This is a genomic window from Chromobacterium vaccinii, assembly GCF_000971335.1.
GTDB lineage: Bacteria > Pseudomonadota > Gammaproteobacteria > Burkholderiales > Chromobacteriaceae > Chromobacterium > Chromobacterium vaccinii.
This window is the reverse complement of the sequence record NZ_JZJL01000003.1, coordinates 1-20,869: the sequence shown is the minus strand read 5'-3', so window position 1 is coordinate 20,869 and position 20,869 is coordinate 1. Positions and strand designations below refer to the sequence as shown.

Sequence of the window (20,869 nt, the reverse complement as noted above, 5' to 3'; positions counted from 1 at the left end):
CGAAATGCCGTGCCCGATCAACTTCACCGAAAGCGCCTGCGCCAAGGTGCAGGATCTGATCGCTGAAGAGGGCAATCCCGACCTGAAGCTGCGCGTGTTCGTCACCGGCGGCGGCTGTTCCGGCTTCCAGTACGGTTTCACGTTCGATGAAATCGCCAACGAGGACGATACCGCGATCGAGCGCCAGGGCGTGACCTTCCTGGTGGATCCGATGAGCTACCAGTACCTGGTCGGCGCCGAGATCGATTACCAGGAAAGTCTGGAAGGCTCGCAGTTCGTGATCCGCAATCCGAACGCCACCACCACTTGCGGTTGTGGTTCTTCGTTCTCGGTGTGATACTGAACGCAGGTAAGAACCAGGCCCGGGCCCTTGCCCCGGGCCTTTTTGCTGTGGAATCCAGAACATGAACAAGCTGCCGCCGGTGGTATTGCCCAAGATCGAATTCAATCGTGAATTCTCTTTCACGGATGCCGACTTCGAGCGCATCCGCAAGTTGATCTACAAGGAGGCGGGGATTTCCCTGAATCCGTCCAAGAAGGACATGGTTTACGGCCGGCTGGTGCGGCGCATCCGCGAGCTCAAGCTGCCCGGCTTCGCCGCCTATGTCGATTTCCTGGAATCGATTGGCGGCAAGCGCGAATTCGAGCAGTTCGTCAACGCGCTGACCACCAATCTGACCTTCTTCTTCCGCGAGGAGCACCACTTTCCCATTCTGTCGGAGCATCTGAAGAAGAAGGCGGCGGCCAGCGGCGAACTGGCGATCTGGTGCGCGGCGGCGTCCACTGGCGAAGAGCCTTACTCGCTGGCGATTACGGCGCTTGAATCCTTTCCGGGCACCACGCGGCCCAATATTTCCGTGCTCGCCACCGATCTGGACACCAGCGTGCTGGAGACCGGGCGCAAGGGCATCTATCCGGCGGAGAAGATCGCCCGCTTGCCGGCCGGCCATGCGGTCAAGTATTTCGACAAGCAGCCCGACGGCAGCTACCAGGCCAAGCAGGCGCTGCGCAATATGATCACTTTCCAGCGCTTGAACCTGGTCGAAAGCAACTGGAGCGTGCGCAAGCAGTACGACGCGATCTTCTGCCGCAACGTGATGATCTACTTCGACCGCGACACCCAGTTCGCCGTGCTCAAGCGCTTCGCGCCGCTGCTGAAGCCGGATGGATTGCTGTTTGTCGGCCACTCGGAAAACTTCTATTTCGCGTCCGATTACTTCCATCTGCGCGGCAAGACCGTGTACGAGCACGCGAAAAAGTAGGCATTTGTCCGACAAAACAGTCGCCGCGCCGCGCGATTGCCATTACCATTTCGTCTCTAACGGGCAAGCGAGTCTTGCCCGTTGTCTTTGCGCGGGGAGGCGGTATGCGAGTGGTGGTTCTCGGGGCCGGCGTGGTGGGCGTGTCCACCGCCTGGTTCCTGGCCAGGATGGGACACGAGGTGGTGGTGCTGGAGCGCGCCTGCGGCGCGGCGAGGGAGACCAGTTTCGCCAATGGCGGCCAGTTGTCGGTCAGCCAGTCCGAACCTTGGGCGAACCTGGGCGCGCCGTGGCAGGTGCTGCGCTGGCTTTGGCGCGACGACGCGCCGTTGCTGTTCCGGCCGAGAATGGACCCGCCGCAATGGCGCTGGATCGCCGGATTCCTGGCAGAGTGCCTGCCTGGCCGCCATCAGCGCAATATGCGGCAGATGGTGGCGCTGGGGTTGTACAGCCGAGACGCGATGCGCCAGCTGCGCGAGGAAACCGGCATTTCCTACCGCCGCCTGTCGCGCGGAATTCTCAGTCTGCATTACGACGCCTGCCAGCTGCGCCATGCCCGGCGCTCGGCCGAGCGGCTGCAGGCGCTGGGGGTGGACAAGCGGGTGCTCAGCCCGATGCAGGCGCTGGCGCTGGAACCGGCGCTGGAGCCGACGTTGCCTAGCTTGGCCGGCGCCAGCTGGTGCCCGGACGACGAGTCGGGCGACGTGCATCTGTTCACACGCGGGTTGGCCGAGGCCGCCGCGGGCCTGGGCGTGGAGTTTCGTTACAATACCCGGATCAACGCGCTGGAAACGGCGGATGGCGGCGTGTCGGCGGTATCGGTGACGGGACCGGACGGCGGCTATCAGCGCGTGGCGGCGGACGCCTACGTGCTGGCGCTGGGCAGCCACTCGCCGTTGCTGGCCGCGCCGCTGGGGTTGCGGCTGCCGGTCTATCCGGCCAAGGGCTATTCGGCGACGGTGCCGGTGAAGAGCCTGATCGCCGCGCCCATGGTCAGCCTGACCGACGAATCCCACAAACTGGTGTTCAGCCGCTTGGGCGACGAACTGCGCATCGCCGGCACCGCTGAACTGTCTGGTTATTCGTCCAGCCTCGATCCGCTGCGCTGCGAGGCCTTGCTGCGGCGGGCCAGGACGCTGTTTCCCTCGGCCTGCGACTGGGAGGCCGCGCGCTTCTGGAGCGGATTGCGGCCGGCGACGCCGGGCAACGTGCCCTTGATAGGGCAGAGCGGAATCGGCAGGCTGTTCCTGAACACCGGCCACGGTACCTTGGGCTGGACCGAGGGCGCGGGGTCGGGGAAAGCGCTGGCGGAGATCATCAGCGGCAGGACGCCGCAGCTGGATTTCGCGTTTTGCGGGCACTGAGGCCGCGAAGCGATTGATGAATGGTTTTGGCCGGCGTGTCTTGCGCCGGCGCTTGGAGCGTGAATGAGCGAAGTGCAGGAAATGACGCCGTACCAGCTACTGGGCGGAGAGGGAGTGGTCCGCTGGCTGTGCGACCGGTTCTACGACATCATGGACAGCGAGCCTTCGGTGAAGCCGCTGCGCGACATGCATCCGGCCGATCTCGCCGGCTCAAGCCAGAAACTGTTCATGTTTCTGTCGGGCTGGCTGGGCGGCCCTTCGCTGTATATGGAAGCCTTCGGCCACCCGCGGCTGAGGATGCGCCACATGCCGTTCGCGGTGGACGAGGCCGCGCGAGACCAGTGGATGTTCTGCATGCGCAAGGCGGTGAGCGAACTGGTGGCGGAGGATTGGCTGAAGGACAAGTTGCTGGAGGCGTTCGACAACACCGCGGATTTCATGCGCAATCGCTGAGCCGCACGCGTCGGGGGCGGCGTTTGGGCGATTGTTTCTGCATTGCTGGCAGCTGTTGAAAGAGATGCTTGAAGTCGGTGTCTCTTTGTCCATGATTAAAGTATCCATACTTGGAGTCTGGACATGGGCCGCCGTCTGCTGCTGCTGCTGCTGCTCGTCATCGGATTGGGCGGAGAGTCCGCCCTGGCGGGATGTTTGCCGCAGGCGATGATGTGCGCGTCGCCGCGCGACCCGGAGGTGAAGCGGCCGGAATTGGCCGAGCAAGGTTTGCAATTGGGCCCCTTGAGGCTGGAGCGCGAGCCGGGCAGCCAGAGCCTCAGGCTGACGCCGGCGCTGGATATGGGCAAGCGCACCCACCTGTCGGTGCGCATGCATCACAAAGACGTCGGTCTGAGGCTGAAATTCAATACCGATTAGACGCCGGGCTCAGCTTGGCCGATGGCCGCGCTCGATCTGCACGCCCACGCGCTTCACGCCGGGCAATATCCCCAGCTTGGTGACTGCCACTCTCACCCACGGCGCGCCGAACTCCTCGCGCACCATCTTCGCGATATGCTCGGCCAGCGCCTCAAGCAGCAGGAAGTGCTGCTCCTCCAGCGACTGGCGCAGCCGCTCCACCACCACGCCGTAGTGTATGGTGTCGCCGATGTCGTCGCTGTGGCAGGGCGTGTCGCTGGGAATGCCGATTTCCAGGTCTATTTCAATGGTCTGGGCGGCTGTGCGCTCCCAGTCGTACACGCCGATCACGGTGTCGGCGCGCACTTCGCGCAGGAATATGATGTCCATCTGTCAGTCAGGTGGTTGGGCTTTGGCGCCCGATACCGTAAAATCCGAAGCTCTCTATTCTAATGCAACGGATACCGCTCCACCATGACCACGACCGCATTCGCTTTTGTTCTGGCGGCCTATTTGATCGGATCGCTGTCTTTCGCCGTGATCGTCAGCAAGGCGATGGGCATGGCCGATCCGCGCAGCTACGGCTCCGGCAACCCCGGTGCCACCAATGTGCTGCGCACCGGCAAGAAGCTCGCCGCCGCGCTGACGCTGCTGGGCGACGGCGTCAAGGGCTGGGTGGCGGTGGCGCTGGCCTCCTGGCTGGGGCCGCGCTACGGCCTGGGCGAGCAGGGCATCGCCTTGTGCGCGCTGGCCGTGCTGTTCGGCCATATGTGGCCGGTGTTCTTCGGCTTCAAGGGCGGCAAGGGCGTGGCCACCGCGGTGGGCATCCTGTTCGGCATCAACCCCTGGCTGGCGCTGGCCGCATTGGCCACCTGGCTGTTCATGGCCTTCGTGGTGAAGATTTCTTCGCTGTCGGCCATCATCGCCTGCGTATTGGTGCCGGTGTACGCCTTTTTCATTCTGGGGCCGCAGAGCGTGTATTTCGGCACCTGCATCATCATCGCCATCGTGGTGGTTCATCGGCACAAGTCCAACCTGATCAAGCTGATGACCGGCAAGGAAGACAAGATAGGCAATAAGGGCGACGCCGGCTGAGCCGCGCGTCGGGAATGAATAAGCCGTCCTTCTGGACGGCTTTTTGTTTGTCCGGCGCCTCTGTCAATGAAAGCTGCTGGCGAAACGGCTCCAGCGCGGCATCCAACTGGCGGTGATGTCGGCGGAGGCGATCACGCCGACGGCGCGGCCGATCAGCAGTTCGCGCGGCACCAGGCCGAAGTAGCGCGAGTCGGCGCTGTCGTCCCGGTTGTCGCCCAGCATCAGGTATTGTCCGGCCGGAATGGCGATGGGGCCGAAATTGCTGCGGGCGTTGACGCCGGATAGCCACTGCACGCGGTGCGGCGGCAGCGCGCCGCTTTCCCGCAGGCGAAGCGCGGGCAGCGCCACATTGTCCGCCACGGTCTCGGTCAGCCGCTCCAGCGGCTGGTAGCGCGCGGCTTGGCCATTGATGATCAGCCGCTCATCGCGCATTTCCACCGTGTCGCCCGGCAGGCCGACCAGACGCTTGATCAGCCGCATGCCGTCTTTGGGCGACGAGAAGGTGACGATGTCGCCGCGCTGGGGCTCGCCGGTGCGATGCAGGATGACGTGGGTCAGCGGCAGCTTCAGGTCGTAGGCCAGCCGGTTGACCAGCACCACGTCTCCTTCCAGGACGGTGGGGCGCATCGAGCCTGTCGGAATGGGGTTCCAGTCCGCGACGGCAGTGCGGAACAGGCCAAATACCAAAAGGAAAACCAGGAATCCGCGGTTATTGCGCAGCCAACGGCTCATGCTTTTTTCCAGTCATGTCGAAGTTTGAAATACTGTCCCGGACCGTGAGGCGGCGCAGGCCGAAACCGGGTCGCTTCCGCGCCGGAGCCTGGCTGGAACCGGGCGGAGGCAGGAGGTTCAGCCATCGGACAGCACGCGGATATGGGCGGCGACGCTGCGGCCCAGCGCCGACAGGTCGTAGCCGCCCTCCAGCACCGACACGATGCGGCCGGCGCAGTATTGGTCGGCGATTCCCACCAAGTGGCGGGTCACCCACTCATAGTCGGACTCGATCAATCCAAGCGAACCCATGTCGTCCTCGCGGTGGGCGTCGAAGCCGGCCGAGATGAACAGCATCTGCGGCTGGAATTCATGCAGCAGCGGCAGCCAGACGTTTTCCACCGCTTCGCGGAATTCGCGTCCGCCGCTGCCTGCCTTCAGCGGCACATTGTGCATGTTCGGCCCCATAGGCTCGTCGCCGCTGTACGGATAGAAAGGATGCTGGAAGATGGACACCATCAATACCCGCGGATCGTCTCGCAGGATTTCTTCGGTGCCGTTGCCGTGGTGGACGTCGAAATCCACCACCGCCACCCGCTCGAACTTGTAGTGGGCCAGCGCGTGGGCGACGCCGACGGCGATGTTGTTGAAGAAGCAGAAGCCCATCGCCTTGTCGCTTTCGGCGTGATGGCCGGGCGGGCGGATCGCGCAGAAGGCGTTGGGCGCCTTGTCTTCGGCCACCAGCTCCACCGCCTTCACCACCGCGCCGGCCGCGCGGCGGGCCGCCTGCAGCGTGCCCGGCGACATCGCGGTGTCCGGGTCCATGCGGAAGGTGCCCACGCTGGGCGCGCAGGCTTCCAGATATTCGACGTAGCGCGGCGGATGCACGCGAGCCAGCTGCTCGTAGCCGACTTCGGGCGCCTCCACCTCCTGCAGCGAGTCGAAAATCTGCGAGGCCATCAGCTGGTCGCGGATGGCGGTCAATCGTTCCGGGCACTCTGGGTGGCCCACCCCCATATTGTGTTGCAGACAGTCGGGATGGGTGACGTAGGCGGTCAGCCCGTTCCGCTGCAGGCGGTTTTTCAGCCAAGTGAACACGAATGCTCCCCGCGTGCTTACAATGGGATTGCGATATGTGAATTTGATAAATACTGCGCGCAAGCGGGGTCAAATGCAATCACTCTCCCAGGCCTACCGGCAACTGAACACGCTGATATTGGGCAAGCCGCAGGCGATCCGGCTGGCTTTCGCCTGCCTGATCGCGCGGGGCCATCTGCTGATCGAGGACGTGCCCGGCGTGGGCAAGACCACGCTGGCGCACGGTCTGGCCGCCGTGCTGGGGCTGGAATACCGGCGGGTGCAGTTCACCAGCGACCTGCTGCCGGCCGATATCCTGGGCGTCAGCATCTACCAGCGCGACAGCGGCCGCTTCGAGCTGCACAAGGGGCCGGTGTTCACCCAGGTGTTGTTGGCTGACGAGATCAACCGCGCGTCGCCCAAGGTGCAGTCGGCGCTGCTGGAGGCGATGGAAGAGCGCCAAGCCTCGATAGACGGCGACACCCACCCGTTGCCGGCGCCGTTCTTCGTGATCGCCACCCAGAACCCCGGCGAGCAGATGGGCACCTTTCCCTTGCCGGAGTCCCAGCTGGACCGTTTCCTGATGCGGATCTCGCTCGGCTATCCGCCGCGCGAGGCCGAGCGCGCGCTGCTGATGGGCGAGGACCGCCGCGCGCTGCTGGAGCGTTTCCGGGCGACGATGGCGCCGGGCGAGCTGCTGGCGCTGCAGCAGAAGGCCGCCGCGGTCACGGTGTCGCCGGCGCTGGCCGATTACCTGCTGGCGCTGCTGGAGGCGACGCGCAGGCCGGGGATGTTCGCCACCGGGCTGAGTCCGCGCGCCGGGCAGGCGCTGGCCGCCGCCGCGCGCGGCTGGGCGCTGCTGGCGGGGCGGGACCATCTGCTGCCGGAGGATGTGAAGGCGATTTTCGCGCCGGTGGCGGCTCATCGCTTGCAGTCGGCGTCCGGCGCGCCGGTCGAGCCGGAACTGGACAAGCTGCTCGCCCATGTCGCCATTCCGTGAGCGTCTGCGGCGCTGGTGGTGGTCGCGTCTGCCGCAGGAAGACCGCTGCGAGTTGTCGCAGCGTCGCATTTATCTGCTGCCCACCCGTTTCGGCCTGCTGTTGATGGCGGTGGCCCTGGCCGTCTGGCTGGGCGCGCTCAACTACCAGGTCAGCCTGGCTTACGCGCTGGCGTTCTGGATCGCGGGCTTGCTGCTGGTGGCGGTGCTGATGGCCTACCGGCAGTTGGCCGGGCTGAGGCTGAGCGCCGACGGAGGCCCAGCCGTGTTCGCCGGCGAGGCCGCGCGGTTTTCCCTGCTGCTGGAGAACCGGACACCCGCCGCCAGGCGCTTGCGGGTCGCCGCCGAGGGAGGCGGGCCACAGGCGTGCGAGCTGGAGGGCATGGGCGATGCCCGGTTGACGCTGGAGGTGCTTTCGCCCAGGCGAGGCTGGCTGCTTTTGCCGGCCTGCGTGGTGGAAAGCGACGCGCCGTTTGGCCTGGTGCGCGCGTGGGCGGTGTTGAAGCTGCGCGCGCGGGTGCTGGCTTATCCGGCCCCGCTGCCGGATGCGGCCAGGGGACGCCGGGAGGCGGAGGCCGGCAAGGGGGGAGGCGAGGGCGTCGGGGATGAGGATTTTTCCCATCTGGACGCCTATCGCTACGGCGATACGCCCAGGCAGATCGCCTGGAAGGTGATGGCGCGGCGCGATCTGCTGGCCAGCAAGCGTTTTTCCGCCGAGGCCGGCGCGGGGCTGCAGCGCCTGGGCTGGGACGATTACGCCGGCGAGTCCGATCCCGAGCGGAGGTTGTCCCGTCTGGCCTGGCGAGTGGAGCAGTGCGAGCGCCGCCGCCAGCGCTACCGGCTGTGCCTGCCGGATGGCGAAATCGGGCCGCAACCGCGCCAGCGCGAGCTGGCCCTGGGCGCGCTGGCGCTGTTCGGGAGCGCGCGGTGACGGCGGCGGCCGGGCAGGAGCCGAACCGCTGGCCGGTGCTGCTGGCCCTGCTGTGGATCGTGTCGCCGCTGGCCTGGCATCTGCCGTTCTGGCTGCCGGCAGGCAGCGCGCTGGCCCTGCTGTGGCGCGGCTGGCGGCCGGCGCTGCCGCCGCGCTGGCTGCTGCTGCCGGCGCTGCCGATGGCGGCCGCGGCGCTGTGGATGAATCTGGGCACGCTGGTGGGGCGGGAGGGCGGCGTCGCCTTGCTGACCATGCTGATCGCTTTCAAAGCCTTCGAGACCCGCACGCTGCGCGATTGGCGTGTGCTGACGGCCTTGGGTTTTTTCCTGGCGGCGACGCCGCTGCTGTTCGACCAGTCGCCGCTGATGGCGGCCTGGCTGGCGCTGGCCATGCTGTTGCTGACCTGGGCCGCCGCGAGGCTGGCCGGCGCGCTGCCGCGCGGCAGCTGGCGGCACGCCTGGCAAGCCTTGGCGTTGTCGCTGCCGCTGATGCTGGCTCTGTTCGTGGCGATGCCGCGATTGCCGCAGCCGTTGTGGAGTCTGAGCGTTCCGCCGCAAACCGCTTCCAGCGGCCTGGGCGACGATATGGAGCCGGGCAGCATCAGCCGGCTGATCCTGAACCGGGAGCCGGCGTTTTCCGCAGCGTTCGACGGCGCCGCGCCGCGGCAGGATCAATTGTACTGGCGGGTGGCGCTGCTGGACGATTTCGACGGCCGCCGCTGGCAAGGATTGGGAGGCGAGCGGGATGAGCGGGATGAGCCGGCGGCGGGACGCATTCTGCGCTACCGCCTGACGCTGCGGGCCGACCGCGGGCGCTTGCCGGCGCTGGAGCTGGCGTCCGGAGCCGGACCGGGCAGTCATCTGGAGGGCGGCGGGCTGTTGCGCCAAGACTCGCGCAGCGACGAGCTGCTCGGTTATGCGCAGGAAAGCCGGCTGGGCGCGCGCAGCCCGGCAGCGTTGAGTCCGCCCCGGCGGGCCTTCTATCTGCGTTTGCCGCCTGGGAATTCACAAAGCCGGGCGCTGGCCGTCCAATTGGCAGCGGCGGGCGGGGACGGCCGCGGATTCCTGCGCGCGGCGCTGGACTTCCTGAGGCGCGGCGGCTTCCGCTACACCCTGCAGCCGCCGCTGCTGGGCGAGCAGGCGGTGGATCATTTCCTGTTCGCCAGCCGCCAGGGCTTCTGCGAGCACTACGCGTCCTCGTTCGCTTTTCTGGCCCGGGCGGCGGGGCTTCCTGCGCGGGTGGTGGTTGGCTATCAGGGGGGAGAATACAACCCGGTCGGCCGTTTCTGGCAGTTGCGCTCGTCGGACGCGCACGCCTGGGTGGAGGTCTGGCTGGATGGCGCATGGCAGCGGGTGGATCCGACGGCCGCGGTATCGCCGGGACGGCTGGCGCTGGGCGTGGAGCAGGCGCTGCCCGCGCTGAGGACGGAAAGCGGCATGGCGGCGGCACTGCCGCCCCAGTGGCTGAGGCGCGCCCGCCAGCAATGGTTTGCGGCCAACTTCGCCTGGCAGCAGTGGGTGGTCGGCTATGACGCGGAACGCCAGCAGGGGCTGTTCCGATGGCTGGGACTGGGCGAACGGGTGGATGCCGCCAGCGTGTTGCGCGCGCTGGCGGCCGCGATGGCGCTGGCGATGATGCCGCTGGCCCTGTGGTGGCGCAGGAGGCCGGCGGCGGAGCCGCTGCCCGCAGGCTGGGAGGCATTGCGCAGGCGGCTGGAGAAGAGGGGCATCGCGGCGCCGCGCGCGCAGGGGCCGCTGGAGCGGCTGAAGGCGGCGCGCGGGCTGCCGCGCGACGATTTCAATCGCCTGAAAGCGTTGGTCGATGAATATATCGAACTGCGTTATCGGCGAACCGTTGCCGACGGCGCGCGCGAAAAACGGTGGCTGAGGCGGGCGCGGCGCTGGAAATGACAAAGCCCGGCGGGAGGCCGGGCCGGGGCTGCGTCTGGCGGACTTCAGAGCAGGAAGTCGCGGGAGATGCCTTTGCGGCGCAAGATGCGGCGCAGCTGCTCCAAGCCTTCGATCTGAATCTGGCGCACGCGTTCGCGGGTCAGGTTCAGCGAGGCGGCCAGCTCCTCCAGCGTGCAGATCTCGTAGCCGTTGAGGCCGTAGCGGCGCTCGATCACCAGCCGCTGCTTCTCGTTCAGCTGGCTCAGCCAGTCGTGGACGAACATCTCCAGCTGGCTGTTGTGCAGCTGCAGCTCAGGCTCCTCGTGCTGCTCGTCGGGAATGGACTCGCCGATCGACAGCATCGGATCGATGTCCAGCGGCGCGTCCAGCGAGGCCATGCGCTCGTTGAGGTTCAGCACCTTGCGCACGTCCTCCACCGGCTTGCCGACCAAGTGGGCGATCTCCTCCACGCTGGGTTCGCGGCCGATCTGGCTTTCCAGGTGGCGCGAGGCGCGCAGGTAGACGTTCAGCTCCTTGATCACGTGCACCGGCAGGCGGATGGTGCGGGACTGGTTCATGATCGCACGCTCTATGCTCTGGCGTATCCACCAGGTGGCATAGGTGGAGAAGCGGAAGCCGCGTTCGGGATCGAACTTCTCCAGCGCGTGCATCAGGCCGATATTGCCTTCCTCTATCAGGTCGAGCAGGGCCAGCCCGCGGTTGATGTAGTGCTTGGCGATGTTCACCACCAGCCGAAGATTGTGCTCGATCATCTTCTGCCGGGCTTCGAACTCGCCGGCCACCACCCGCCTGGCCAGCGCCAGTTCTTCCTGCGGCGTCAAGAGCGCGTTGTTGCCGATGTCGTTCAGATAGATCTGGGTGACGTCGGCTACCACGTCCTCGAAGACTGCTGGGCTTTCGGCGCTTTCCTCTGCCTCGGCTTCGGCTGCGTTTTCTTCGCCATTGTCTTCGTCAAGAATGTCATCCTCGTCGAGGATGTCTATTTCGTTGCTCATCTCTCTACCCCCGTCGCTGTCTTGTCCCGACGGGGGTGGGTGGCCACGCCCGGTCAGGACTTGTGTTCAAGATACTGCATCGGGTCCACCGGCTTGCCGAAGCGGCGGATCTCGAAATGCAGCTTGACTTGGTCGGCATCGGAATTGCCCATTTCGGCAATCTTCTGCCCTTTCTTGACAGACTGTCCTTCCTTGACCAGCAACTGGCTGTTGTGCGCGTATGCGGACAGGAAGGTCTTGTTATGTTTGATGATGATCAGCTTGCCGTAACCCCTCAGCCCGGCGCCGCTGTACACCACTTTGCCGTCGCCGGCCGCCAGCACCGGCTGGCCCATCCGGCCAGTAATCTCGATGCCCTTGTTGCTGTCCGAATATCCCTTGGTCATCTTGCCTTCGGTAGGCCAGGCCCAGGGCACCGCGTCTTCTTCCTGCTTGGCGCTGGGTGCGCTGGCTTCCTTGGCCGGTACCGGGGCCTGCGCGACGACTGCGCTGGCTTCCGGCTTCTTCGCCGGCGGCGTGGCAACCGCGGGAGCGGATGTTTGAGCGTTGTTGTTGTTGTTGGCTGCGCGTCCCTCGCTCTGGGCCGGCAGATTCTTCACCGCTTCGCTGCTGTACGGCAGCTTCAACGCCTTCGGATAAGCCTTGACGCTGGAGCCGCCGGCATTCTTCGCCGTCTCGCCCGCCGCCACGATCGGCGCGGCTGACGGCTTGTCCGCCGCGGGGCTTGCCGCGCCTCCGCCCGGAGGAGACAAGCGCAGCACCTGGCCGACCTTGATGCTGTTGTCGGGCAGATTGTTCCATGCCGCCACGTCCTTGTACTTCAGCCCGTGGTTCAGGGAAATCCGGAACAGGTTGTCGCCGGGTTTCACCACGTAAGTGTTGCCGTTTTCAGCGGCCGCGTCATCCGCCACCGGCTGGACTTTCAGACTGCCCTGGTCCCGATAGGGGGCGGCCACGGTGGCGTCGTGCGGGGCGGACGGCGTTTCAACCTTGGCCGGAGCCGCCTGGGCGACCCGCGCCGGCGCGGCGCTTTCCACCGGAGCCGCCTGTTGCACCATGCTGCTGCAACCGGCCAAACCGGCCGCTATTGCGGCGACTAATATATGCGCATACCTGCAATGCATTTTTAGCATGTTTTTTTTGTTCAAATGTTGAATAAGTGTTTTGATTGATTGTCTGACAGATCAAGTGTTGCGTTTTTGCAGTCTTAACTGCGTCCGTTCAGCAGCGGAACAAACTTGACCGGGTCGAGCCGGGTCTTTTGCAGGCCTTGAGCCGTCTTTTCCAGCAGCCACAGGTGCTGCTCGGCCTCGCCCAGCGGCAGCACCATGCGGCCACCGTCGGCCAGCTGGTCCACCAGCGGCGCCGGCACCGCCCGCGCGGCCGCGGTGATGATGATGCCGTCGAAGGGCGCGGCTTCGGGCAGGCCGGCATTGCCGTCTCCGTGCACCAGCCGGGCATGGACCAGCTTGGCGGCGCGCAGATTGCGTCTTGCTTGGTCAAGAATCGCGCCCAGTCGTTCAATCGAATAGACCTCGGCGCCGGTCTTCAGCAGCACCGCCGTCTGGTAGCCGCAGCCGGTGCCGACCTCCAGTATCTTGCCGGGCTGCCGGCCCTGGATCAGCAGCTCGGTCATCCGCGCCACGGTCAGCGGCTGGGAGATGGTCTGGCCGTGGCCGATGGGCAGCGACACGTCGTCGTAGGCGCGGGTGGCCAGCGCCTGGTCGACGAACAGATGGCGCGGCACCTCGTGCATCGCCGACAGCACCCGCTCGTCGCTGATGCCGTGCTGGCGCAGGCGGTCGCTCATGCGGCGGCGGGTGCGCTCGGACAGCATGCCGTAGGCCTGGGCGTTCGGGGTCAGCGGTGCAGCCATGTGGAAATCCTGTCCAGTTGCCCGTAGGCGGTCAGATCCAGCATCAGCGGCGTGACGGACACCTGTTTGGACGCGACGCAGCCGAAGTCGGTGCCGGCGCCGGCATCCTGCACCGCGCCGACCGGTCCTACCCAGTATATCGTCTCGCCGCGGGGATTCTGTGATTTGATGACCGGCTGGGCGGCATGGCGGCGGCCCAGGCGGGTGACCTGGATGGAGCCCAGTTCCTCCGGCGGCACGTCGGGAACGTTGACGTTGAGCAGGACCGGCTGTTGGAACGGATCTGCCTGGCAGCGCTCCACCAACTGCTCCACCACTTTGCCGGCGCTGGCGAAATGCTTGCCGCTGTGGCCGGCCATCGAGACGGCGATGGAGGGAATGCCCAGCATGAAGCCCTCGGTGGCGGCGGCGACGGTGCCGGAATACAGCGTATCGTCGCCCATGTTCGGGCCGTGGTTGATGCCGGTGAAGATCATGTCCGGCTTGAAATCGAGGAAGCCGGTGACCGCTAGGTGGACGCAGTCGGTCGGGGTGCCGTTGACGTAATGGAAGCCGTTGGCAGCCTTGCGCACCGTCAGCGGGCGGTCCAGCGTCAGCGAGTTGCTGGCGCCGCTGCGGTCGCGCTCAGGCGCCACCACCGCCACTTCGCCGTAGCGCTGCAGCGTCTGGGCCAGCATGGCCAGTCCAGGCGCGAAATAACCGTCGTCGTTGCTGAGCAGAAACTTCATACTGTCTTTCCGTGTGTATCGCCCGATTGTAGCGCCGCCAGCATGACGGCGGATAGCGCGGCGTGGGCGCGGGGAGCGTAAAAAAACCCGCGGAAGGCGGGTTTGTCTAGCCTGTTCAGGCGTAGTAGCGTTTGCTGAATTCCAGCATCCGTTCGATGGGCACGCGCGCGGCGTCCATCTGTTCCGGGCTCAGGTAGTCGATGGCCAGGCCTTCTCCCTGCTGCGCGCGCTTCACCGCCTCGATGGTGTTCATCTTCATGTAAGGACAGGAGTTGCACTGGCAGCCGGCGTAAATCGGCGCCTGGCGCAGGTCTAGGTCGGGACGGGCCAGGCCCATGTTGTACAGGATGCCGTCCTCGGTGGCGACGAAGATCACCGCCTTGGCGCCGCCCTGGTAGGCCTTCACCCAGTTCAGCATGCCGGAGGTGGAGCCGACGTAATCGGCTTTCTTCAGCACCGGCAGCGGGCTTTCCGGGTGGGCGATCAGGTATTTCTCGCCGGGCACGGCCTCGAAAGCCTCGTTCAGCGCCGCCTCGTTGAATTTGTCGTGCACCTCGCACACCGCCGACCACAGCGGCATGTCGTAGCCGTACTGGTCGTTGAGGTAGCCGCCCATATTGCGGTCAGGCGAGAAGATCACCTGCTTACCCTCGGCGTACAAGTGGGCGATGATGTCGTCGACGTTGCGGCTGGTGACGATCCAGTCCGACACCGCTTTGTGTTCGGCGCTGGAATTGATGTAGGACACGTGCACGTGGTCCGGATAGCGCTTGCGCCACAGGGTCAGCTCGGCGACGTCGGTCTGGGTCACCAGCGAGCAGGTGGAGCCTGCGTCAGGCAGGATCACCGTGGCTTCGGGGTTGAGGATCTTCGCGGTCTCGGCCATGAAGCGCACCCCGGCGAACACGATGATGTCGGCTTGGGCCTCCTTGGCGTACAAGGACAGTTCCAGGCTGTCTCCCACCTTGTCGGCCATCTGCTGGATTTCCGGCTGGGTGTAATAATGAGCGAGGGTGACGACGCGTTTCGTCATGGTGTTTCGGCTCCTGCCAGACCGGGAGAAGGGCCCCGGCCGGTTGAATGCTGCGGCGCAATAAACGTTTGTTGCGAAACTGTAAAGGTTAGCAATATTGTAAAGCTTGCGCCACTGGCTGGGTATCGCACTGGGTTAATTTCACCGGGTGCCGTGGCTGAAATGCATCTGTCAGTGGTTTGTCGGAGGTCAAAATGACGCCTGGTTTCCATCTGCATGATGAGGACGGCGTGGATCACGCCCACGACGACGATCACGACGCCAACCACTCGCATCTGCACCGCCACGGCGGTCCGGAGGGCGGAGACGGCCGGCGGCTGAGCAGCCGCGCGCTGGCCAAGGTGTTGGCGTTGACTTGCGGCTTCGCGCTGGTGGAGGCGCTGGGAGGCTGGTGGAGCGGCTCGCTGGCGCTGTTGTCCGACGCCGGCCACATGTTGACCGATTCGCTGTCGCTGCTGCTGGCGCTGTGGGCGGCCCGCATCGGCAGCCGGCCGGCCACCGACCGGCTGTCGTTCGGCCATGGCCGGGCCGAGGTGCTGGGCGCGCTGCTGAACAGCCTGCTGCTGTTCGGGCTGTCGGTCTTCATCGTCGCGGAGGCTGCGGAGCGGCTGCTGCGGCCGCATGCGGTGAACGGGATGGGCGTGATGCTGATCGCCGCGATCGGCCTGGCGGTCAATGTGCTGGCGGCCTGGGTGCTCAGCCGCGGCGCGCATTCGTTGAACAGCAGGGCGGCGCTATTGCATGTGCTGGGCGACCTGTTCGGCTCGGTGGCCGCCATCGCGTCCGGCGTGATCATCTACCTCACCGGCTGGACGGCGGCGGACCCTTTGCTGTCCATCCTGGTGGCGTTGCTGCTGCTGGCGGCGGCCTGGCGCCTGATCCGCCAGGCGGTGATCGTGTTGATGGAGGGCGTGCCGGCGCATCTGGACTACAACCGCATCGGCGAGGCGCTGTCGGGCATCGCCGGCGTCCGCTCGGTCCATGATCTGCACGTGTGGACGATGTCGGCCGAGCGGGCGGCGCTGTCCGCCCATGTGCGCATCGCCGCGCCGCAGGACTGGCCGCGCATCCTGGCCGCATGCCAGCTGATGCTGTCGCGCGAATTTTGCATAGATCACGTAACCTTGCAGGCGGAATGGCCGGCATCCGCGCCCGCCGGCAAGCCGGTACCGATAGATATCATCTCCGAGGACAAGCACCCATGAGGCCGCATTACCTGACCCCGCTGTTTTCCCCGCGCACCGTGGCCGTGGTCGGCGCCAGCGACCGGACGGGCTCGATCGGCCAGGCGGTGTTTGCCAATCTGCTGGCCAGCTCCTTCCAGGGCAAGCTGTTCCCGGTCAATCTCAATCACAAGGTGGTGGGCGGCCTGCCGGCGGTGGCCTCGGTGCGGCAGATCGAGGAGCCGGTGGACCTGGCGGTGGTGGTGACGGCGATCCGCTCGCTGCCGGCCGTGATCAAGGATTGCGGCAAGAAGGGCGTCAAGGCGGTGCTGCTGGCCAAGGAGTTTTCCGACAGCGAGCAGCTGGAGCAGGAGCTGATCAACGAGGCCCTGTCCATCGCCCGCCATTTCGGCATCCGCATCCTCGGCCCCAACGTGTTGGGCCTGATGCGCCCGGTGGCCGGCTTCAACGCCAGCAATTACAACGGCAAGGTGCGGCCGGGCAATCTGGCGCTGGTGTCGGAGTCGTCGGCCTTGTGCGCGGCGATGCTGGACTGGGCCGACAGCAAGGAGATCGGCTTTTCCAGCGTGGTGCCGCTGGGCGGGGCGCTGGACGTCGGCTTCGGCGAAATTCTCGATTACCTGGTGGCGGACAACGCCACCCAGGGCATTCTGTTGCATGTTCACCACATCCACGACGCCCGCCGCTTCATGTCGGCGCTGCGCGCCGCGGCCCGCACCAAACCGGTGGTGGTGATCAAGTCCGGCCGCTTCGAAAACGACGCCAGCGGCCTGACCCACGCCAGCAATCTGGTGGCCAGCGGCGACGCCTTCGACGCCGCGCTGGCGCGCGCCGGCGTGCTGCGGGTGTCGTCCATCGCCCAGCTGTTCACCGCCGCCAAGGTGTTGGCCGCCAATTACCGCGTCGGCGGCCGGCGGCTGGCCATCGTCACCAACGGCTTCGGCCCCGGCATGCTGGCCGCCGACAGCGCCGTCGACTACGGCGTGGAACTGGCCAAGCTGAGCGACGGCACGGTCAAGCTGCTGGACAGCGTGCTGCCGCGCAATTGGTCGCACGGCAATCCGCTGGACATCATCGGCGACGCCAGCCCGATGCGCTTCCGCACCGCGGTCAAGGCCTGCGTCGACGATCCCGGCGTGGACGGCGTGATGGTGATCTTCACGCCGCAGGCCGGCACCGACCACCTGACCACCGCGCAGCTGATGATAGGCCTGCAGCGCGAGACCACCAAACCGCTGTTCCTGTCCTGGCTGGGCGACGCCAAGGTGTCGGAAAGCCGCGAGCTGTTCTCCAAGGCCAAGTGCGCCCACTTCCGCGCGCCGGAATACGGCATCGAGGTGTTCCGCCATCTGGCCGACTACCAGCGCAACCAGCAACTGCTGTTGCAGACGCCGGGGCCGCTGGAGGGGCTGCGGAACGATCCGGACGTCAACACCGCGCGCAAGGTGATGGACGCGGCGCTGGCCGAAGGCCGCACCGTGCTGTCGGAGCGGGAATCCAAGCAGGTGCTGGCGGCCTTCCATATCCCGGTCAATCCGACCACGCTGGCCCGCACCGCCGACCAGGCGGTCAAGCAGGCGGCCAAGATCGGCTATCCGGTGGTGCTGAAGATCGATTCGCCGGACATCATCTACAAGTCCGACGTCGGCGGGGTTGAGCTCAATATCAGCAATGAGGAGACGCTGCGCGCCGCCTTCGACGCCATCATCGCCCGCACCCGCCAGGCGCGGCCGGATGCCCGCGTCGACGGCGTGTCGGTGCAGCCGATGCGCAAGCGCCGCTTCGCGCGCGAGCTGATGGTGGGCGTGGCGCGCGACGCCGGCCTCGGTCCGGTGATCGCCTTCGGCGCCGGCGGCATCGCGGTGGAGGTGATGCGCGACCTGGCGCTGTCGCTGCCGCCGCTGAACGGCTACCTGGTGGACAGCATGATAGGGCAAACCCGCATCGGCCAATTGCTGGGGCCGTTCAAGAACCTGCCGCCGGTGGACGTGGACGAGCTGCGCCACGTGCTGCTGCAGGTATCGGAGATGGTGTGCGAGCTGCCGCAACTGCGGGAGATGGACATCAATCCGCTGGTGGCTGACGAGCAGGGCGTGATCGCGCTGGATGCGCGCATCTTCGTCGGCCCGGCGCGCGCGGACCAGAAACGCTACGGCCACATGGCCATCATGCCTTATCCCACTCATATGGTGGTGTGCGCCAAGCTGCGCGACGGCACGCCGGTGATGATACGGCCGATCCGGCCCGAGGACGCGGACATGCAGCAGGCCTTCGTCCGCAACCTGTCGGAGGAGAGCCGCTACAACCGCTACCTTTCCAGCATCAAGCAGCTGTCGCAAAGCATGCTGGTCCGCTTCACCCAGCTGGACTACGACCGCGAGATGGCGCTGGCGATGACGCGCGAAGGCGATGGCGGCGAGGAGATGCTGGCGGTCGCGCGCTTCATCACCGATCCGGACAACGAGGCCTGCGAGTTCGCGCTGGAAGTGGCCGACGACTGGCAGGGGCGCGGCATCGGCACCTTGCTGCTGCAGGCCTTGTTCGACGCGGCGCGCGAACAAGGGCTGAAGCTGATGCGCGGCGAAGTCCTGGCCGGCAACAAGGGCATGCTGAAACTGATGCATAAACTGGGATTTAGCGTCGAGCCGCACCCCGAGGACAGGGCGCTGACGCTGGTGCTGAAGACGCTGTAAGCGGGCGCTTCGGGACGGTCTTGCATTAAGCGCTTGCAAGATAAGGGAAATCTGCCATAAAATCGTGGGCTTTTCTATATCCCGTTTTTTTCAAGGACAATCGACAATGGTAGTGATTCGTCTGGCCCGCGGCGGCGCCAAGAACCGTCCGTTCTACAACATCGTGGTGACCGATTCCCGCAACCGTCGTGACGGTCGCTTCATCGAGCGCGTTGGCTTCTACAACCCGGTAGCCAACGAGAAGCAAGAGCGCGTCCGCTTCACCATGGACCGTCTGAACTACTGGGTCGGCGTTGGCGCACAGCTGTCCGACTCCGTTGCCAAGCTGCTGAAAGAGCAGAAAGTCGTAGCCGCTTAATCCGGCTATCCGACATCAAGACGGAATTGGGCGCATGCGCGACGAAGATCTCGTAGTAATGGGCTTTGTGCGCGGCGCCTTCGGTATCAAGGGCTGGGTGAAAATCCACGCCGATACCGAATACGCTGACGGCCTGTTCGATTACCCGGTCTGGTGGCTGGGCAAGAACGGCAGCTGGAAGCCGTATACATTTGAGAACGGCGCTGTCCAGCCCAAGGCGCTCGCCGCCAAGCTGGAAGGCGTCGAAGGCAGAGATGCCGCCGAGTTGTTGCGCGGTTCGAAGATCGCGGTTCCGCGCAGCGAACTGCCGGCCCCCGCCGATGACGAGTACTACTGGAACGACCTGATGGGTCTGGCCGTGGTCAATCAGCAGGGCGAAACGCTTGGCAAGGTGGACAATCTGCTCGAAACCGGCGCCAACGACGTGCTGGTGGTGAAGGGCGACGATGGCCAGCAGCGGCTGATTCCGTTCGTGGAACAGTATGTGCTGGACGTGGTGCCGGCCGAAGGCCGCATCCTGGTGGACTGGGGTCTGGATTACTGATGCAGATCGACGCGGTGACGCTGTTCCCGGAGATGTTCGATTCGATTGCCCGCTTTGGCGTCAGCCAGCGGGCGCTTGACTTGGGGCTCTGGCATTTCAAAGCCTGGAATCCGCGCGACTTCACCCACGACAATTATCGTCGGGTGGACGACCGGCCTTATGGCGGCGGTCCCGGCATGGTGATGCAGATCGAGCCGCTGGAGCAGGCGATAGACGCCGCGCGCGCGCGCCAGCGCGAAGCCGGCGTCGAAGCCAGCCACGTGGTCTACCTGTCGCCGCAAGGCGTCAGGCTTAGCCACGCCAAGGCGGCGGAGCTGTCGCAACGGCAAGGCCTGATCCTGCTGTGCGGCCGCTACGAAGGCATAGACGAGCGGCTGATCGCCACCCAGGTCGATGAGGAAATCTCGATCGGCGATTACGTGCTGTCGGGCGGCGAATTGCCGGCGATGGTGCTGGCCGACGCGGTGGTCCGGCTGCTGCCGGGCGTATTGAATGACGCCCAATCGGCGTACGAAGACTCATTTGTGGACGGTCTCCTGGACTGCCCGCATTACACCCGACCCGAAGAGTATCGAGGCATGCGGGTGCCGGACGTGCTGTTGTCCGGTAATCATGCCCTGATCGCCAAATGGCGGCTCAAGCAATCGCTGGGGCGGACGTGGAAACGTCGGCCCGAGCTGCTGCAAGACCGCGTTTTGACAAAACAGGAATCTCGGCTGCTGGCGGAGTACCAGCAGGAACAAGATATCCGTAAAAAACCGGAGTAAAACATGGATCTGATCCAGAAACTCGAGCAAGAAGAAATCGCACGCCTGGGCAAGACCCTGCCGGCATTCGCCCCGGGCGATACCGTCGTGGTTCAAGTCAAGGTAAAGGAAGGCAACCGCGAGCGTCTGCAGGCTTACGAAGGCGTTGTGATCGCCAAGCGTAACCGCGGCCTGAACAGCGCGTTCACCGTGCGCAAGATGTCCGCCGGCGAAGGCGTTGAGCGTACCTTCCAGACCTACTCCCCGCTGGTGGCTTCCGTTGAAGTGAAGCGCCGCGGCGACGTGCGTCGCGCCAAGCTGTACTACCTGCGTGGGCGTACCGGCAAGTCCGCACGCATCAAAGAAAAGCTGCCGGCCCGCAAGCAGGGTTAATCCTGCCGGCGACAGCCGCTATCATCAAAGCGCAAGGCCTGGCCTTGCGCTTTTTTTATTGGGGGAAGGGAAATGGACTATCGGGTGGTGATCGCGGCGCCGTTCGGGCGCTTGGGCGTGCGCAGC

At 65.5% G+C, this 20,869-nt stretch carries 23 protein-coding genes; 15 read left to right on the top strand and 8 right to left on the bottom strand.

Annotated features, from left to right (window positions below):
* The first annotated feature begins 4 nt into the window (after nt 1-4).
* From erpA to VL52_RS02015, 5 genes are all read left to right on the top strand, one after another.
* Complete coding sequence (erpA, locus tag VL52_RS02035) at nt 5-337, top strand: iron-sulfur cluster insertion protein ErpA (protein WP_369826569.1); 333 nt, start codon at nt 5-7, stop codon at nt 335-337.
* A 67-nt stretch (nt 338-404) separates the two neighbouring features.
* A complete protein-coding gene (locus VL52_RS02030) occupies nt 405-1,262 on the top strand; it encodes a CheR family methyltransferase (RefSeq protein ID WP_046155495.1) in 858 nt (285 codons plus the stop codon).
* 104 nt (nt 1,263-1,366) lie between these two features.
* Complete coding sequence (locus tag VL52_RS02025) at nt 1,367-2,623, top strand: D-amino acid dehydrogenase (RefSeq protein ID WP_046155494.1); 1,257 nt, start codon at nt 1,367-1,369, stop codon at nt 2,621-2,623.
* Nucleotides 2,624-2,686: 63 nt separating this feature from the next.
* Nucleotides 2,687-3,076 carry a group II truncated hemoglobin gene (locus VL52_RS02020; protein WP_200895944.1) on the top strand — a complete coding sequence of 130 codons (390 nt, stop codon included), beginning with the start codon at nt 2,687-2,689 and terminating at the stop codon, nt 3,074-3,076.
* A gap of 123 nt (nt 3,077-3,199) precedes the next feature.
* On the top strand, nt 3,200-3,493 hold the full coding sequence (locus VL52_RS02015) for a hypothetical protein (protein WP_046155493.1): 294 nt from the start codon (nt 3,200-3,202) through the stop codon (nt 3,491-3,493).
* Between the two features lie 9 nt (nt 3,494-3,502).
* Here VL52_RS02015 and VL52_RS02010 read toward each other — a convergent pair whose 3' ends face one another.
* Complete coding sequence (locus VL52_RS02010; RefSeq protein WP_021475188.1) at nt 3,503-3,862, bottom strand: dihydroneopterin aldolase; 360 nt, start codon at nt 3,860-3,862, stop codon at nt 3,503-3,505.
* Between the two features lie 84 nt (nt 3,863-3,946).
* Here VL52_RS02010 and plsY point away from each other — a divergent pair, with 84 nt between their 5' ends.
* The gene (gene plsY / locus VL52_RS02005) at nt 3,947-4,567 is read left to right on the top strand and encodes a glycerol-3-phosphate 1-O-acyltransferase PlsY (RefSeq protein ID WP_046155492.1); all 621 of its coding nucleotides are present in this window, start codon (nt 3,947-3,949) and stop codon (nt 4,565-4,567) included.
* A 63-nt stretch (nt 4,568-4,630) separates the two neighbouring features.
* Here plsY and lepB read toward each other — a convergent pair whose 3' ends face one another.
* The gene (gene lepB / locus VL52_RS02000; protein WP_046155491.1) at nt 4,631-5,299 is read right to left on the bottom strand and encodes a signal peptidase I; all 669 of its coding nucleotides are present in this window, start codon (nt 5,297-5,299) and stop codon (nt 4,631-4,633) included.
* Between the two features lie 117 nt (nt 5,300-5,416).
* Nucleotides 5,417-6,376 carry a histone deacetylase family protein gene (locus VL52_RS01995; protein ID WP_046155490.1) on the bottom strand — a complete coding sequence of 320 codons (960 nt, stop codon included), beginning with the start codon at nt 6,374-6,376 and terminating at the stop codon, nt 5,417-5,419.
* A gap of 73 nt (nt 6,377-6,449) precedes the next feature.
* On the opposite strand from VL52_RS01995, the gene VL52_RS01990 reads away from it, so the two are divergent.
* Genes VL52_RS01990 through VL52_RS01980 form a run of 3 tightly spaced genes read left to right on the top strand, consistent with a single transcriptional unit; the run spans nt 6,450 to nt 10,193 of the window.
* The gene (locus VL52_RS01990) at nt 6,450-7,355 is read left to right on the top strand and encodes an AAA family ATPase (protein ID WP_046155489.1); all 906 of its coding nucleotides are present in this window, start codon (nt 6,450-6,452) and stop codon (nt 7,353-7,355) included.
* Nucleotides 7,339-8,283 carry a DUF58 domain-containing protein gene (locus VL52_RS01985; protein WP_046155488.1) on the top strand — a complete coding sequence of 315 codons (945 nt, stop codon included), beginning with the start codon at nt 7,339-7,341 and terminating at the stop codon, nt 8,281-8,283. Before VL52_RS01990 ends, VL52_RS01985 begins: the two co-directional genes overlap by 17 nt.
* Entirely contained in the window at nt 8,280-10,193 is a 1,914-nt protein-coding gene (locus VL52_RS01980) for a transglutaminase TgpA family protein (RefSeq protein ID WP_046155487.1), read from the top strand. The genes VL52_RS01985 and VL52_RS01980 overlap by 4 nt, the downstream gene beginning before the upstream one ends.
* 44 nt (nt 10,194-10,237) lie before the next feature.
* Here VL52_RS01980 and rpoS read toward each other — a convergent pair whose 3' ends face one another.
* The 5 genes from rpoS to nadA form a co-directional block, all read right to left on the bottom strand.
* Complete coding sequence (gene rpoS / locus VL52_RS01975; protein ID WP_021475108.1) at nt 10,238-11,188, bottom strand: RNA polymerase sigma factor RpoS; 951 nt, start codon at nt 11,186-11,188, stop codon at nt 10,238-10,240.
* A 53-nt stretch (nt 11,189-11,241) separates the two neighbouring features.
* A complete protein-coding gene (locus VL52_RS01970; RefSeq protein WP_200895943.1) occupies nt 11,242-12,246 on the bottom strand; it encodes a peptidoglycan DD-metalloendopeptidase family protein in 1,005 nt (334 codons plus the stop codon).
* Between the two features lie 149 nt (nt 12,247-12,395).
* Entirely contained in the window at nt 12,396-13,064 is a 669-nt protein-coding gene (locus tag VL52_RS01965) for a protein-L-isoaspartate(D-aspartate) O-methyltransferase (RefSeq protein ID WP_046155486.1), read from the bottom strand.
* Nucleotides 13,049-13,792, bottom strand: a complete 744-nt coding sequence (surE, locus tag VL52_RS01960; RefSeq protein WP_046155485.1) for a 5'/3'-nucleotidase SurE — start codon at nt 13,790-13,792, stop codon at nt 13,049-13,051. The genes VL52_RS01965 and surE overlap by 16 nt, the downstream gene beginning before the upstream one ends.
* 115 nt (nt 13,793-13,907) lie before the next feature.
* The gene (nadA, locus tag VL52_RS01955; protein WP_046155484.1) at nt 13,908-14,825 is read right to left on the bottom strand and encodes a quinolinate synthase NadA; all 918 of its coding nucleotides are present in this window, start codon (nt 14,823-14,825) and stop codon (nt 13,908-13,910) included.
* A gap of 194 nt (nt 14,826-15,019) precedes the next feature.
* Here nadA and VL52_RS01950 point away from each other — a divergent pair, with 194 nt between their 5' ends.
* The 6 genes from VL52_RS01950 (at nt 15,020) to rplS (ending at nt 20,743) form a co-directional block, all read left to right on the top strand.
* Entirely contained in the window at nt 15,020-16,030 is a 1,011-nt protein-coding gene (locus tag VL52_RS01950; protein ID WP_046155483.1) for a cation diffusion facilitator family transporter, read from the top strand.
* Nucleotides 16,027-18,702, top strand: coding sequence for a bifunctional acetate--CoA ligase family protein/GNAT family N-acetyltransferase (locus VL52_RS01945; RefSeq protein WP_046155482.1), 2,676 nt, complete (start codon nt 16,027-16,029; stop codon nt 18,700-18,702). Before VL52_RS01950 ends, VL52_RS01945 begins: the two co-directional genes overlap by 4 nt.
* 106 nt (nt 18,703-18,808) lie before the next feature.
* The gene (gene rpsP / locus VL52_RS01940; RefSeq protein ID WP_011137222.1) at nt 18,809-19,060 is read left to right on the top strand and encodes a 30S ribosomal protein S16; all 252 of its coding nucleotides are present in this window, start codon (nt 18,809-18,811) and stop codon (nt 19,058-19,060) included.
* Nucleotides 19,061-19,094: 34 nt separating this feature from the next.
* Nucleotides 19,095-19,604, top strand: a complete 510-nt coding sequence (gene rimM / locus VL52_RS01935) for a ribosome maturation factor RimM (protein WP_052729057.1) — start codon at nt 19,095-19,097, stop codon at nt 19,602-19,604.
* Nucleotides 19,604-20,371, top strand: a complete 768-nt coding sequence (gene trmD / locus VL52_RS01930; RefSeq protein WP_046155480.1) for a tRNA (guanosine(37)-N1)-methyltransferase TrmD — start codon at nt 19,604-19,606, stop codon at nt 20,369-20,371. Before rimM ends, trmD begins: the two co-directional genes overlap by 1 nt.
* Nucleotides 20,372-20,374: 3 nt before the next feature.
* Entirely contained in the window at nt 20,375-20,743 is a 369-nt protein-coding gene (gene rplS, locus VL52_RS01925; RefSeq protein ID WP_021476697.1) for a 50S ribosomal protein L19, read from the top strand.
* Nucleotides 20,744-20,869 lie beyond the last annotated feature (126 nt).